Genomic DNA, 15856 nt, shown 5'->3' with positions numbered 1-15856 from the left:
CGTTGACGATGGCGCAGCAATACGTGAACCTGGAGGGCAATCCCCTCAGCGCCGGCGCCGGCACCCTGCGGGCCAGCAGCTTCACGTGGGTCTACGCCACGTCGCCAACGCCGTTGAGCCGGGACTACCTGATCCGGATCGAGATGGCTTGTGACGCGTCGCCCAGGGTCTTCGTCGTCGACCCTGACATCGAGCTGCTCGCCGGCGACCGCAACCTTCCCCACATTTACCGCAACCCCACGCGCCTCTGCCTTTACTTGCCGGGGACGCGAGAATGGCAGCCGTGGTTGCGGCTCGACCAGACCATCGTGCCCTGGACGTCTCTCTGGCTGTTTTACTTCGAAGACTGGCTGGAGTCGGGAGAGTGGAAGGGCGGCGGCATGCATCCAGGGGAAGTCTCCCGCACCCGGAAAGGCCGGCGTCGGCTAGGAATCCGCCGGCCCGACGAATGCGAAATTGGAAACGAAGAATGATCGACGAAACGCGCACCTACAAGATCCTGTCGATCGACGGCGGCGGCATCCGCGGCGTGTTTCCCGCGGCCCTTCTCGCCAAGCTGGAAGATCACCTGAGCTCGCCGATCCGGTCCTACTTCGACCTGATCGCCGGCACATCGACCGGCGGCATTATCGCGATTGCCTTGGGCCTCGGGCTGGCGGCCAAGGACATCCTGAAGCTCTATGAGGATCGGGGACCGGCCATCTTCGATCAGCAGCACGGCCTGGTCGGCAACTTTGTCCGGCAGCGGCTGCGCGGAGCCATGCACTGGTTTGGAACTAAATACTCCTCGAAGGCGCTGCATGACGCCATCGCCGACATCCTCGGCGAGCGCCGGCTCGGCGAAAGTCGCACCCGTCTGGTGATTCCCGCATGGCATCCGATGCTCGAGCGCGTCTACATCTACAAGACGGCCCATCACCGGCGGCTCGAGACCGACTACCGCGTCCGCGCATTGGATGCAGCGATGGCGACGGCGGCCGCGCCTACCTTCCTCAAGCCCCACATGACGGACGACGCTATCGAACTCGTCGATGGCGGCGTCTGGGCGAACAACCCGATCGGCGTGGCGACGATCGAGGCCGTCGGGATGCTGAACTGGCCGGCAGACAGGCTGAAGATCCTCAGCATCGGCACCATCAACGACGTGAAGGCACCGCCGCGGTGGAAGGGCAAGCTTCCGATGGCGTCCTCGATCGCGCGCCTGTTCATGGCGGGCCAGTCGCACAGCGCACTCGGGACGGCCAAGATCGTGACCGGCGACGGCCATGACCACCGCGCGATCTGGCGCATCGACCAGACCGCGCCCGCTGGCCGCTACACGATGGATGATGCAGAACGCATTGCCGAGATGAAGAACCGCGGATTCACCGAGGCCCGCGAACAACTGCCCGAACTGCGGCGCCACTTCTTCGACCGCGAGGCGCAGCCCTTCGTTCCCTTCCACTCACTCTGACCGGCGAGGACGCCATGCCCAAGAACATCCTGATCTTCTCCGACGGCACCGGCCAAGCCGGCGGCCTGCGTCCGGATGAGAACCGCTCCAATGTCTACAAGCTGTACCGGGCGACGCGCTGCGGCCCCGACACAGCGATCGACCCGCGGGAACAGCTCGCCTTCTACGACGCCGGCCTCGGCTCCCAACCACCGGGCGGCGCGCTGTTCGCCACGCGCGCCTATCGCTGGCTGCACAATGTGGCCAGCCAGGCGACCGGCCTCGGCATCACCACCAATATCATCGACTGCTATGCCGCCATCATCCGGATGTGGGAGCCGGGCGACCGAATCTTTCTCTTCGGGTTCAGCCGAGGCGCCTACACGGTCCGCTGTCTTGCCGCCGTGCTGGGCCAGTGCGGCGTCCCGACGACGATGTCCGACGGCTCACCGTTGCGGCGCGATTTCGGCACGACCACCCGCATCGCCCGCGAGGCCGTAAAAAAGGTGTACCAGCACGTCAGTTCGCCGAAGGACGCTAAGTACCTGCCTCAACGCGAGGCGCTGGCAACGCGCTTTCGCCAGCAATATGGCAGCGATACCGCCGGCGCTGCCAATGCCGTTCCGTTCTTCGTCGGAGTGTTCGACACGGTCGCATCGCTCGGCAGCTACGTCCTCTCCGCCGCTCTGGTAGCTGGCGCCGCCGGCGTCATCGCCGCCTTAAGCTTTGCACAGTCATTTTTCCTGTTACCGTTCCTGCCTACCTTCCTATGGGCGGCCGGGTTCGCGGCGGTTACCGCGGGAATAGGCTACGTCGCCACGCACATGAAGTCCGCCGTAGGCCTCCCCGGCTATACGTTTTGGCAGACATTGCACCTCGCCTCGCCGAAGATGAAATTCTATGACCTGCACCTGAACAATGCTGTCTGGTACGCGCGCCACGCCATGTCCATCGACGAAAACCGGGCTGACTTCGCGCGGGTTCCTTGGGGCGGTTCGCACAACAAGGGTCCGGAGCGTCCCGAGGAATATCCGGATTGGCTGCAGCAGGTCTGGTTTGCCGGCAACCATTCCGATGTCGGAGGTAGCTATCCGGAAAACGAAGCCCGCCTCTCCGACATCTCGCTGGGTTGGATGGCGCATGCGGCCAAGAACCTTCCGGACGGGACAACCCCGAACGGCTTCGGGATCAAGGTAGATGATAGATACTTGAAGCTGAATCCGGACCCCTTTGGTCCGCAGCACGACGAACGCGAACCCGGTCACTTGCGGGGGCGCATCAAGTGGACCGAAGGTTTACGTGAAGTGCAGAGCGAAGCCGTCCTTCATCCGACGGTGCTTGAGCGCTTCGCCGCGAAGGACGGCGTACAGCATTACTACGAACGTGGTGCCTATAGGCCGAAGAATCTGGCTTCGCACCTAAAAACGAAGCAATTTTACGTCGTGGACCAACCGCCCGGCTAAGCCTGCCTTCGATATCAGTTCTCAGCCGCGACTAATCTCTGGCGTCGCTTCGAAGCGCCTCACCATCAGCAACCCTGGTCGAGCTCGACTACCTGCCCGGTGGTCATGAAGACCAGCAGTGCCCGCTTGGCCTTGGTCTGCGTCCGATAGTCCTCGATCTGCTGCCTGTAGTGACCAATGCTCGAGGCGTCCGGATCCACGTCGCTCTTCCAATCGACGACGGCGTCGATGCCGCCGGAGTCATCGAACGCAACCGCGTCAGCCTGTCCGGAGAGCAGGACCTCGCTGCCTTCTTGGGTCCGGTTTCCGAAGAGCGGGAGCTCGGGGGCGAGGCGCGGTCGCAGCGTCATGACGTCCGGAAGAGCGAGCGTCCGCAGCACCGTGGCGGCGAGTTCGACGGCGCTGATGCCGTTCTTCGGATCCGCCGCCGGTTCGTGGCCCATCTGCCGGATCAATTCCGCAGCCCGCTTTTCAAGGTCCGTCCTGGCGTCGGAGGCTTCTCCGGTCAGCACCTCCTCCATCAGCTTGTGGAGGATGGTGCCGCGGGTCGAACTGCCGAGAACGGCAGCCGGCTCCATAGCGCCGGTTTCTGTAGTATCGCCACTTTCGATCTTCGCTTCCGGCTCGTCCACCTGATCGAGCTCGCTCCGGCTTGGGCGACGCCAGACCACGGTCTTCCGCGCGTCGAATATAGCGGTCGCCTCGGCAGCGAAGGTCTCGCGGGTCTGCCCGTTCTCTCGCGGCGCGACGTTCCTGTCCTTCGCAGTGCCGACATCCTTTGGGTTGATCGCCGGAAGACCAGCGAGGCTCAAATCGACGAGCTTCGCCCAGCACTTGTCCGACAGGTCGGCGGAGTGCCTGGGCAGGATCAGCAGGTCGCGGGCCCGGGTCGCGGCCACGTACCACAGGCGTACGCGCTCGCGCCGCTGCTCCTCTTCCGCGCGAGCCTCGATATCGGCATGGCCGGTCGGGCAGGCGCCGAAGATCGGGATCGAAAACAGATGTTTCGAGCGATCCTGCACCAGGCCCGCGTCGGCCTTAGGCGCGCCGGTCATGTTAATCGGGATGACGACCGGCCATTCGAGACCTTTGGCCGCATGAACGGTGATCAGCGAGACCGCTTCCTGCTCAGCGTCGGGCCGGCCCTCGACCTGACGGACCGCCTCCTCCCAGTTCGCGCGCATGTCGCTCGCAAAGGCCCGCAGTCCGCGGACGTCATAGGCCCGCGACATGTCGAGGAAGAGATCGACGTTGGCCACTGCACGTTCGGCACCGGCCTTGAAGCGTTGCCGTATCTGCGCGCGGAGATGAAGGGCCGCGACAGCATCGGCGAGGAGCGCGAAAGGCGTCGTGGTACGCACCCGCTTGCGCAGCGACGATAGCTTCGTCAGGACGTCCTTGGCGAGCACGTGGGCCACGCTCGCCGGATCGGTCCGGATCGTGAGCATCGGCAGCCCTTGCCGCGCCGGATCGGCCGGTAGCGCTTCCGAAATGTCGAGCAGTTCGGTTTCGGAGAGACCAACCAGGGGTCCACGCAGCACCGCGCCAAAGGCGAGCGTGTCGCGCGGATCGGCGAGAGTGCGGGTCAGCCCGATCAGATCCTGGATCTCCTGCCGCCGAAAGAAGCCCTTGCCTGCCTGGGTCGAGACGGGGATTGCGAGATCTTCCAGCGCTTCCTCGAAGCGCCAGAGCTCGGTGCCCACGGGCGCCAACAGGGCGATGTCGCCGAACCGACACGGCCTCATCTCTCCCGTGTGTTGATCGCGGACCTCCAGATTGCCGACTAACCTGTCGCACAAGTCGGCGACCACGCCCGCCTCGGCGTCGCGGATCGCGGCGGCCTTGGGCTTTTCGCCTTCGACCACGACGTCGAGTGCGCACACGCCGGGTTTGTCTCCGATCGCGGGATGGATCGGGGATAATTCGGAGAACCCGGGCTGCCCGGCCGCCGACAGCACCGCCTCGAATCGCGCATTGACAAAGGCGAGGATCGGCTCGACCGAGCGGAAGTTTGCGGTGATCTTGATCTGCGAGCCAGCATCAACCGCCGACCGTGCAGCGATGTAGGCGTTTACGTCGGCGCCACGGAAACGATAGACCGCCTGTTTGGGATCGCCGACCATGAACAGGCTGCCGGGGCGGAGCGGCCGGGCCAATGCACCGCCTCCCACGCAATCATCTCCGCAGATCAGCCACAGGATCTCCGTCTGCAGCGGATCGGTGTCCTGGAACTCGTCGACCATGACGTGCCGCAAACGCTGCGACAGCGCCTGCCTCACCGCGCCATGGTCGCGCAGCAGGTCGCGCGCGTTGTACAGCAGGTCGTCGAAATCCAGGAGCGCCGCACCCCTCTTGTAGTCGCGCCATTCCTCCAGAAGGCTCCGCACCTCTTCGCACAGCCGCGACAGCAGTTCGCCGGCGACGGCGCCGAGCAACGCCTCCAAGGCGTCGTGACAAGCCTGATACCGCGGCTGGATCGCGTCGAACGCCGCCACTCCCGCGGCCTTCGACTGGCCCGCCTTGGCTGCGGCGTCTTGCCACTTCGTCTTGGTCTGCAGCGCTCTTCGCCCGCCCGCCTGGGTAAAGCAGCTCTCGTCGCGCTCGAAGTCGAGCGCCGCGATCACGGCGGCGTTGCTGGGCGCGGACTCAGCCAGACCATGGCCGCTGAGAATATCGGCGAGAACTCGCATCGCCCGACATCTGAGCGCCGTGTTCTCTTCGCGGTAGGCATACCCGCCAAGCTCAGCTTCGAATTGCTCCACCGCCTCTGCGAAGTCCGCCATGGCACGCGGGGACCATGCGGCCGGCACACAGCGGGCGTCACGGTTCTTGCGCAGGAATTGGGCCACCTCCTCAACGAGCCCCAGTCCGGCGGACTCGCTTGCGAGGATGATCTGGGCGATCAAGCCCTCGCCGACATCGTCCGAGAGCCGCTCCTTCAGCCAGGAATCGTAACGCTCCTTGAAGGCGAGGTCCGCCTCGGTGGGATCGACGATGTCCGCCCCGGGATCGATGCCCGCCTCGGCCGGATAGGGCTTTATCAGCGCCTGCGCGAAACCATGGATCGTGCTGCAGGTGAGCTGGTCGAAGGACTGGTAGGCGCGATAGACATTGGACTTCTCGGTCTCCGGAATGCCGTTCGGAAACGCTTGGGCCAGATCGCGGGGCACCTCGCCCCTGGAAAGCTCCTTCGTGAACTTCTCGATCCGAAGGCGGAGTTCGCTGGCGGCAAATTCGGTGAAGGTGATCGCGGCCACGTGCTTCGGGGCGACGCCGCGTGCGAACAGCACGGCGACACGGCCGGCCATCACCGACGTCTTGCCGGATCCGGCGCCTGCCTCGACCAGGAGGGTTCGGTCGATGGCCGTCAGCGCGGTCAGCCGTGCCGCGAGATCCGGGATGCTCTTCATGGCTGCTCCCAGACCGCAGCGGCCGGGCCGAGCGCGGTCAGCGCGATCGGCAGCTTGCGCAGCAGATATCCGGCGTTGGCCGGGAGCGCGAAGGCGTGATCGTTGTAGTCGCTATCGGCGTCTTCGCCCGGAGGCGCCATGCCGGCGAGCAGCGCATTACGCGAGGCAACCGCCGCCGACGCCACTTTTGCCAGTGCCCCGTCAAGGTCCGCGAGCGGAAACAGCGCCTGATCGCCCTCGGGTGCGTTCGGATAGAGAAGCGAAGCTTCGATGGCGATGCCGCCGCCGAGCAGCGTCTTGACGGCAAAGGCATAGAGGCACCGCTGCAACTCGGCGCCGCCCTTGATCACCACCTCGTCCATCTTCTTGCCGATCTTGCCGGTCTTGTAGTCGATGACGCGCGCACGTGACCCGTCTCCTGCAAGATCGAGCCGGTCGATCTGTCCTTCGATCAACAGACCGGTCCCGGGAATCTCGACCGACGCGCCCAGCGACCAGGGCAGATCGCGACCACTGTCCTTCGAGTCGGCCTTACCGAACGGTATTTCGCACCAGGTCTTCTGCTCGGGCAGCGGTTCCAGGCCGTATGCCAGCACGGCGGCCGCAAGCGCATGCCCGCGCGCTGTGGTGCTGCGCCAGATCACGTCCGGCGGCACCGGCTGCACATTCTCCCACAGGGCGACAGCGCGCTCGCGTGCATCGGCAAGCGCGGCTTCGATCCGTGCCCGGTCGGCCGCGGCGAGCCCTCCGTCGCCCTCCAAATGCTCCACGGCATCGCGGAGCACAGCATGGACGAACGTCCCGAACGCGCTCGGATCCAAGGTCAGAGGCTCGTCCGCGTCCTCGGGAGCCTTCCACCCCAGACCGTAGCGCCAGAGGAAGCGGATCGGATCGCGTAGAAGGATCTTCAGCGAGGTCGCCGACAGGGGCCGCTCGAGCAATTTGATCAACCGCGGGTGCGCCGGCGCGATCAAGCCATCGTGCGCCGTGATCTCGTTGCGGTGCCAGTCGCGCCAACATGCCAGTCCGGAAACTGCGATCGGCAGGCTCGAGAACTCGGATGGACGGGCCAGAAGACGGTCGGATTCGCTAAAGGCATGCTCGGGCGTGCCGGCACGGTCGAGGTAGGTTTGCGGAGTAGGAATATCGGAGATCAGCGGTGAGCGCCCGAGCATGCGGCCTTCCGCATCCCGCCGGCTGAATGAAATCGCGATGCTTTGCGCCGTGCTCACGATGGTCGTGATATCCCGCTTGTCGCCGTCCGCAACCGGCAGAGGATCGAGCTGCTCGATCGGAAGCACATGATCCGGAATGAGCCCGTCCTCGGAAATCCGCCGGGGCCATCGGCCGGCATTCAGCCCCAGCAGCCAGACGTGCGGTCGTGGCGAAGACGCAAGCGCGATGGCCGACGTCCAGATCACGCTGGCGGCGGGCTCGATGCCGTCTTCGATGCGCAACTCGGTCAAGGTAACCGGCAAGGCCTGCGCCGGCCCGTCCCGTAGGGCCCGGCGCCAAAGGGACCGTTGAACCCCGCCCAGCAAGGCTTCGCCCGCCAGCTCAGCCGCCTCGACGCTCCGGTCCAGCAAGCGGATCACCTCCATCACGTCGGCCGTTCGGTTCTTGCCATCCGGCCAGTCGGCGTCCTCCGCCTGGCTCAACACCCTCTCCCACCGCTCGGCCGAGGTCAGCGGAGCGTCGGCAGGAAGAAGTCGCATCCACCGTACCGACAAATCGCGCAGCGGCCCGCTCTGCAGCAGCGACAGCAGGCGGCGCAACCGTTCCTGAGACAGCCCCTTCGTCAGCACCTCCGCCAGAGCTGCGGCAGCCTGGCCGTCAGCGGTAGTGAGCGCCTTCACGCCGTGCACGAAATGGATGGGAAAATTGGCGTCGCGCGCGGTTGAGAACACGTGATCGTCGTAGTCGCCCGGGCTGGCCGCAACGATGGCGATATCGGATGCCGGTACACCCTTGGCCAGCAGCGCCCTCGTCCAGCGGATAGCCTCGCCGACCTCGTGAAGCTGATTTGCGCAGGAGAACACTTGCGGCTGCGGCTCGGCCGCCGGCGCCGTCACCACTTCGACTTTGGTCCGCTTCAGCCAGTCCGGAACATGCCTCGGGCCGGCGATCCACGACACCGGAATACTCTCTGTGAGCGCGATCAGAAGCGGCCGCCAGCACGGCGACATCTCGCTATGGCCCTGGACTTCCAGAGGACCGATCACGGCCGGCGCATGTCCGATCCGTCGCAGGGCCAGCTCCACCAGATCGCGCGGACGCTTCATCGACGCCGGCAGCCGTTGCACGACCGCCTGCTCCAGGGACGCTAATGCGTCGGTTCGCGGGTGACCGACCTCTGATAGATCAATTCCGGCGCGCCATGCCTTGTCGAACGTGGCGCCGACGGCCGCCGGCATTCCGGGCAGGCCCTTAATCGGCTCGAGTTCGCCCATCTCGACTTCCGGAAGCGCGTCCCTGACCGCTCCCGTGAGGACGTTGAGATCGACAGGTTGAAGAAGGCCGCCGGCGAGTCTCGCGGCAAGCTGGCCCATGGTCATCACCTGCACGCCGGCCTCGTTGCGCCGGGCGGCATCTACCCGGATCATGTGACCCGCGAGAATCGTATGAACGACCACCGTTCTGCGCACTTGCATCTGCCGACGAAAAGCCCCCGCCGTTGGTGCGCCTCGGGTTGACCGTTGTCGGTTGCGCAGCTGAATCCTTGAAACCCGCGGGATAGTTTCACGAGTGAACTCGCGCGGCAACTTCGTTTGCCTAAGAAGGCGCCCGTCTCCACGAGTTTCGGCGGCCAAGCGACACGATAGGTACAACCGTGCCGCTCCAGAACCGACTTTCGATTCTGCAGGGGATTCTTCGAGTCTGCGGCGAATTCGAATCCAGGGTGCGCGACTGGTCAGCGCAATGATTTGGCAATCGCGGTAGCCGTGCCGACGAACTGTCCGTTCTGAAGGGCCCATTGCTTCTGCGCGAGCGCCTCCGGGACGAAATCCTGAAACTTTCCCGCGCGCACGTTCTTAACGAACGCTGCGACGTCCAGGGGTTCGAGCGCCGACATCGAGCCGAGCTTTTCCAGAATCGGCATCATCTGTGCGGCCGTCGTCTTGGGCACGGTCACCCCCAGATCGTGGACACCACACTCCAAGCCCGCCATACCCAACGCCGCGCTGAAGACGCCTGTTGTCTGCGATCCCCTCCAGACGAACATGTGAAGATCGCGCTGTTCCTGGACGATGGCTCGCCTCTCGAGATCGAGCTCCCGGAAGGTGTCGCGGCCTTCGGCCAGCAGCTCCTGGGCTGCCTTATCCAGGTATTCCGGAACGTCGTTGTCGAGGTAAACCGCCCTCATCTCGACCAGCAGCCGGTCGTGGGCGGGCTCCCCGCTGGAAGGCTCGAACCTCGGCACCATGCCTCCGGGGTGCGGGGCGACGGATAGAACCTTGCCGGCTTCATCAACGTCCAGCACGACCCATCGTTGGCCGGCGAAGACGACCAGGCTGTCCTTGTGAACCGGGAAGGATATGGGGAGAGTTCCGAGCGTGCGGCCGCTCGCCGTAAGGCGCCACTCCTCGGAGCTCTCAAATACCGCGAAGAAGTCGCGCGATTGCACGATCTTCTCTCCCTCCGGGCCAAGCATGAGAACCCCGTCCGGCGCCTGCTCGATCAATCGAGCTTCCGATGAGCCAAGATGGCGCAGCAATTGCGCAAAGTCTGCCGTATCGATCGAGTTGAACGGACCCGGTCCGCACAGCAGGTCGAACAGGGGTTTCGGGCGGATGCCGCCGCGTTCGGCGATCACGGACAGTATCTGATGGATCAGTGTGGAAGCCGTTTCCGGGCTTGGCCCGGCAGGCTCCACGAACCCGGCCAGCAGCAAGCGGACGACCGCCACGGACCGGATGGTATTCGGCCGCAACTGGTCGAGGATCCCGGACCTGGTGTCGACGTAGGGCTCGCGGACATAGACGCGGAGAATCGATGGGGTTCCGCGCCGCCGCCCCGTCCGCCCCAGACGTTGCCGAAGGGACGAGAGGGATCGGGGCGCGCCGATCTGTGCGACCGACTTGACGGAGCCGATATCCACCCCGAGCTCAAGCGTCGACGTGCAGACCGCCGTCGTCGGCAGGCCGCCGTCCTTCAGCCGAATTTCCAGATCCTCTCGGAGAACCTTCGAGAGACTGCCGTGATGAGGATAGAACTCGTTCGGGACCCCCGCCTTTTCGCATCGACGCCGAAGGCGGTCAGCGGCCGACTCCACCGTCCGGCGGGAGCCGCCAAATACGAGATTGTTCGTACCGCGCAAGTTCTCGAACAGGTGGTCGCAAATCGCGTCCAGTGCGATCCGCTTGGGGGCTTCAGCGTCATGGCTGGCCCCTTCGGCATGATCCGGATCGTCCAGATCGGGCGGCTCGATGTAGCCGCGTATCTGGAGCCTCAACTCCGGTGCATCGGTCTTCGCCACCAGAAGGTCGACGTTGCCGGGGTCAGACGGCCGGAGCCAGGCCATCGCTTGGTCCATATCTCCGATCGTCGCCGACAGTCCGACCCTGCGCGCCGGCTTCCGAGCCATCGCGTCAATGCGCTTCAGGAGACTGGCCACGTGGAGCCCGCGAGGGCCCTGCAGGAAAGCGTGGAGTTCGTCCACCACAATGAACTCGGCCGATCCGAAGAGGCGCACCGCGTCCCCAGGGCGTCGCGTCAGCATCGCTTCGATCGACTCGGGGGTTATCAGCGCGATGCCGCAAGGCTTCGCAATAGCCTTCCTCTTCTCGGCCTGGGACGCGTCCCCATGCCACTTGACGACAGGGATATCCATCGCCTCGCAAAGTTCGTCCAGTCGCCGAAATTGATCGTTGATCAACGCCTTCAGAGGACTGATGTAGATCGCGGAGAATCCGGCAGCCTTCCTGTCGGCGGTCAGCGTCAGGATGGGCAGGAACGCAGCCTCGGTTTTACCGGCGGCGGTCGCGGCGGCGATCACGACATCGCCGGCGCCGTCGAGAATGGCGCCAATGGCGCGCGCCTGGATCTCACGAAGCTCATCCCAGCCCTGGTCGCGTATCCAGCGCCGAATCTTGGGATGGAGCCGATCGTAGGCGCCTTCAGCTGCCGATGCGAAGACCGGTGAGCTCATCGCCCTCCCCTCGCGCGGACTGGGTCGTCTCGTCCGGGGCCGCCATATCTGGCGCGTCGGGGACGATCTGAATCCCCCCGATCAGGTCCTGCCAGCGGGCGCCCGGGTTCTGCTCGAGAACGGCGAGCATCTGGACGAATGCGCGGACCGTTGTGCGCGGCGTCCTGAAGTACGCCTCCCCGATGCGGCGATTGCAGTGATCCATGAACGCCGTCAGGGCATCGTCGGGCACCAGGAACTTCGTAGGATCTCCGCCAGCAAAGACATTCCGGATGTTGGACAGGAGAACGAGAAGATCCTCCGGCGTGAGGCTCTGAAGCCTGATGACCGGACCGCTGTAGTCAACGAGGCCGTTGGCCGCGAAGCGGTTCTCGGACAGGCGCGATTGCAGCGCTTCGTAGCTGTACAGGCCGCGCCGCGTGTCGAGGAGGAATTCCGGCGTCCCGCACATCACGAAGCCGATCCCGGTCGTGTTGCCCTGCAGCGCGTCGTTCACGATGCGAAGGATCTCCTCGAAGTTCTGATTTCGGGCCTGGGAGTTCTGGAGCTTGTAGAGGTTCACCATCTCGTCGAACATCACGACCAAACCGGCGTAACCGGCCACTCGCGTCAGACAGGCGAGCGACTTCAGCGAGTCGTAGACGTTGTCATCGTCGACGATCGACCTAACTCCAAGCGCCTGGCGGGCCTCCGTTTTCGTCGAGAATTCGCCCCGCAGCCACCTCAGCGCGGAGGTCTTCAATGTCTCGTCGGAATTCTCGCTGCCGCGCCAGTAAGCCTTCAGCACGACCGCGAAATCGTACCCCCCGACGAACTCCTGAATGGGGGCAAGCTTCTGATCGATGACGGTCTCGACCGGAAGCTGCCGATCGGCGGCTTCCTTGACGGAGTCCGTTACCAGCCGCTCAATCACGGCGGCCAATGCGCCGCCGTCAGGCTTCGTGCGAGTGGCCATATTGCGGATTGCTTCCGAGTACAAGGCCCGGGCCTGGCCGCCGCTCGCGTGGATGCGTCGGTCCGGCGCGAGATCGGCGTGCACCGTGACGCACTTCCGCTCCAAGGCTATGAGCCGGATCAGGTTCGCGAAGAACGTCTTGCCGGCACCGTATTCTCCAATGACGAATCGAACGCCGGCACCGCCATCCGAGATCCGGTCGATGTCGCGGACCAGGGCTGTGATCTCGGCCGCTCGGCCGACCTGAATGTGTGACAGGCCCATGCGCGGCACCACGCCGGCGGCGAGCGCCTGGATGATAGTGTCTCGGTCCTTGGCTTTGACGGGCCGTGGAGTAGAAGGATTCATGCCGCTTCTCTCAATTGAGCGAGCCTTTCGCGCAGATGCTCTACCATGACGACGTCCTCGCCGTCCTCGATGATCGTCTCCTCGAACCGATCGAAGGCCCAATCGTTGATCCGTTCGATGGCGCCGTCCGGCAACAGTTTGAGGTCCTTCGCGCGCTGCTCGTATTCCGCTCGCGGCAAGGATCCCTTGATCTCGAGCAGTTCGAGCAGCTCGGCATGCTCGGCGTCGAGCCCGGCGAACGAGCCGATCGTCTGTGGGGCCGCGGGCGCGGGTTCGGCCGGAGACGGGGCGTCCTCCTCGAAGATGTTAGCCAAGAGCGCGGCGACCGTTTGAGTCTCGCGTTGGGTACGCGCAAGACGGACAGCATCTATGCGGATAGTCGACGCCGGTGCCGTCTCCGCAACCGGCTCGACCGCCGCAACTGGAGTAGGCGCCTTCTCCGAGGCGGGGATGGGTATGCCCGCGGTGCGGACCTCTTTCGAGATGGCGACGGGTTCGTCGGCTGCCTGCGGCGGACTTGCCCGATGAAGGGCGGAATAGACCCGCTCCTTCGGAAGCCCGAGCGCCTTGTGAAGGCGCTCCAGAAAGCGCACTTCGCTCGGATCGACGCTGTCGTTGCCGGCGATGACAGCGAGTGCGGCGTCCGCGATGATCGTGCGCTCCTCCGGGCTTCGCTCCCCCAGCTTGCGCATCACCCGATCCTGCTTGGGCGGACTGTTGAACACGGTCACGGCGTAGGCGATCAGCCGGGCCTGCTCGATCGGAGTGAGGTCAGCGGCCTCTCGGACACCCGCGATCACACGCTTCATCTCGTCTGTAGAGGCGTCGCCGTCGGCCGCCGCAGCCAGCACGGCCACCTCGACCTGGATCTTGACCGCTCTGTAGCTCGATCCATCGGGATCGACCTTCCCCCCGCCATCCGCCTTGAAGATGATGACCTGGTCGTCGAGTTGAGGGACGCCGCTTCCATAGCGGCGATCCGGTTCGATCGCGATGTCGATGCAGTCCAGAACCGAGCCGAGTTGATCAGCAAGAGCTGGCGTGACTTTGCCGTTCGCCGGCATGTCGAAGCCCGCGGCCTCCAGCATGTTGCGCATCTTCGTGCTGGCGCGTTTGTGCCCGCCCATCAAGCGATGCATTTTCTGGCCGAAGAGGTGAATGCGGCCGTCGGCGGGATCTCGCTGTAGTGGCTCCGGAAGCAAGAGCGCGGCCTGCATGGACTCCCGAGCTTCCGGACGGCGGCCCACGAAACGACTGAAACTGTCGAGTTCGTCCGTGCACTCCTGCACGATCGTCTTGAGATCGGCCGGCGCCCTTCCTGAGGCTTGGCAGATGTCCGGATATCGTTCGTGGTTACCAGGTATCGACACCTCGAAGGCGCCGCTTGCGGCCTTGTAGTTGAGGCGGATGTTGCCGGTCGCTCGAAGCGCCAATCCGTTAGGGTAGCGCTCGCTGAACCGATGGCGAAAGAGCCGTTCGAATTCCTCGAAACACCGGACCGCGGGCGTTCGGAGATAGACGTCCGGAAGTGCGAGTGCCCACAGCAAGGCATCGTCAGGACCGAGTGCCCCGTCCTGCTGCAGCGCCAGTCCAAGGCGAAACCGGATCGCTATATCCGGTTCGGAGGAAACTGTTCGCTCCGGTGAAGGTTTAGGCGGCGAGATCGGGATGCCCGCCGCTATTCTGGCGCAGCTCAAAAATCGCGTGGCGTAGCCGCGGAACGAGTTGTTATCTCCATAGACCGTCAACAGCCGCTCCACTTCCTGGATCAGAGCAGGCAAGGACACAGGATCGGCGTCGACGAAGGCGCGGTGCTCCAGAGCATAGAAGAAAAGGAACACGTGCCCCACGCCATAGGCATAGCCGTTGCGTCCTTCGGCCATCCAGTTCAGGAATGCGCGACGGGCAGAGGGAGTGATGCCTGCATAGGACGGCCAGTACGGCATCGAGGCACCCTCGACGTCTGGCCGAGCCGCGCTCGCCGAGAGCTTCGGATTGATCACGTACTGATCGGTCGAGCGACCGTCTGGCAGTTGCAAGAAGTCGCCCAGATAGAACAAACCTCCCGAGATCTGCGCCCCCAGCACGGCCACGGGTTCTGAAGATGCGATCCAACGCGCAGGGACTCGTTTGGACTGCTTCTCCCCCGGAACCGCGGCCGTGACCGAGATGTCTCGGGGAAGCGAGGGCGGGGCCGCGCCTTTCGATCCGGCCCGCGAAAAGATAGACCAGATCAGCAGCACGAGCCCGAAGACGATGGCGCCGACGGCGATCGCGGCCGCATTTTGCTGGATGAAATGATACGCGGCGCTCAGGGCCCAGAAGGCGAGGCCCAGAACGATGAGTATTCCCATGCCGGCCGAGCTGGTCTTGCGTCGCCCCATCGCTTTGTTTCGGTGATGATACCTGCGCCAGCCAAACAGCCGACCATCCTCAGACCGTCACATGGAGTTGCTGAGGGTCGCAAGCGCAATCGGGGCGCGCCCCTCCCGTTTCCACGCATTTTCCGTCGCCTTGCCGCTGCATGACATTGACTTCGTAGAAGATTAGACGCTGACCGCTCTCTTGGCCCTTCTGCGTTTCAGGATTCCCTCGCCGCCTGCTCCATCACATCCCAGGCGGCCCGGTGCTCGTCGATTGCCGCCGCTTAACGTCCGCGATTACGTCCGGATGCATCATCGTCAGGAATTGAACCCTGTCACCGACCGGGGTCCGCTTTCCCTTCCTCGCCGCCTTCTTTTTCCCAACGATCTGCCCGAATGCGGCGGCCCAGCCAACGCCAGCCAAGGTCGATTTCTCTTATAGAATAAGGAGATCGCTTCCTTTTAGGAAACCGTGCGCCTCTGGATCCTGTCCGATCGTCACGTCGAGCTCACCCGCGGCTGGGACCTTCGTCCGTTTTGGGCAGGGGCTTACGCCTCGAAAACACGCCGCTTGAATCTTACCGCAGCAGAGAGAGTGGGAATCTCTCCCCCCATGCCGGAAATGCGCGCAAACCCGCAGAAAACAAGGATTCCCGAAAAGGCCGGGCGACGTTTGTGACCACCGCCGTGTACCACTCGCGCGGCCGATTCGGCCGTCGATCTCGGTCGATTTCGA

Annotated in this window: 8 protein-coding genes; 3 read left to right on the top strand and 5 right to left on the bottom strand. The window is 64.4% G+C overall.

Annotated features, from left to right (window positions below; all coding sequences use genetic code 11):
• The first annotated feature begins 8 nt into the window (after positions 1 to 8).
• From AC0L2F_RS16955 to AC0L2F_RS16945, 3 genes are read left to right on the top strand one after another with little or no spacing between them, the layout of a single operon-like run.
• Positions 9 to 473, top strand: coding sequence for a type II CBASS E2 protein (locus AC0L2F_RS16955; protein WP_473249126.1), 465 nt, complete (start codon positions 9 to 11; stop codon positions 471 to 473).
• Positions 470 to 1453 (top strand): CBASS cGAMP-activated phospholipase, encoded by a 984-nt coding sequence (locus AC0L2F_RS16950; protein WP_473249125.1) that lies wholly within the window; start codon positions 470 to 472, stop codon positions 1451 to 1453. The genes AC0L2F_RS16955 and AC0L2F_RS16950 overlap by 4 nt, the downstream gene beginning before the upstream one ends.
• Positions 1454 to 1467: 14 nt before the next feature.
• On the top strand, positions 1468 to 2895 hold the full coding sequence (locus AC0L2F_RS16945) for a DUF2235 domain-containing protein (RefSeq protein ID WP_473249123.1): 1428 nt from the start codon (positions 1468 to 1470) through the stop codon (positions 2893 to 2895).
• A gap of 65 nt (positions 2896 to 2960) precedes the next feature.
• Here AC0L2F_RS16945 and AC0L2F_RS16940 read toward each other — a convergent pair whose 3' ends face one another.
• The 5 genes from AC0L2F_RS16940 to AC0L2F_RS16920 all read right to left on the bottom strand — a co-directional run bounded on the left by AC0L2F_RS16940 (position 2961) and on the right by AC0L2F_RS16920 (position 15141).
• Complete coding sequence (locus AC0L2F_RS16940) at positions 2961 to 6305, bottom strand: UvrD-helicase domain-containing protein (RefSeq protein ID WP_473249122.1); 3345 nt, start codon at positions 6303 to 6305, stop codon at positions 2961 to 2963.
• A complete protein-coding gene (locus AC0L2F_RS16935; RefSeq protein ID WP_473249121.1) occupies positions 6302 to 8908 on the bottom strand; it encodes a PD-(D/E)XK nuclease family protein in 2607 nt (868 codons plus the stop codon). The genes AC0L2F_RS16940 and AC0L2F_RS16935 overlap by 4 nt, the downstream gene beginning before the upstream one ends.
• A 308-nt stretch (positions 8909 to 9216) precedes the next feature.
• Entirely contained in the window at positions 9217 to 11454 is a 2238-nt protein-coding gene (locus AC0L2F_RS16930) for a DEAD/DEAH box helicase (RefSeq protein WP_473249120.1), read from the bottom strand.
• Positions 11423 to 12757, bottom strand: coding sequence for an ATP-binding protein (locus tag AC0L2F_RS16925; RefSeq protein ID WP_473249119.1), 1335 nt, complete (start codon positions 12755 to 12757; stop codon positions 11423 to 11425). The genes AC0L2F_RS16930 and AC0L2F_RS16925 overlap by 32 nt, the downstream gene beginning before the upstream one ends.
• A complete protein-coding gene (locus AC0L2F_RS16920) occupies positions 12754 to 15141 on the bottom strand; it encodes a tellurite resistance TerB family protein (protein ID WP_473249118.1) in 2388 nt (795 codons plus the stop codon). The genes AC0L2F_RS16925 and AC0L2F_RS16920 overlap by 4 nt, the downstream gene beginning before the upstream one ends.
• Positions 15142 to 15856: the final 715 nt, after the last annotated feature.

This window comes from Bradyrhizobium sp. Ken64 (genome assembly GCF_055807555.1).
Note: the sequence above shows the minus strand (reverse complement) of the source record. Positions and strands in the feature narration are given on the sequence as shown.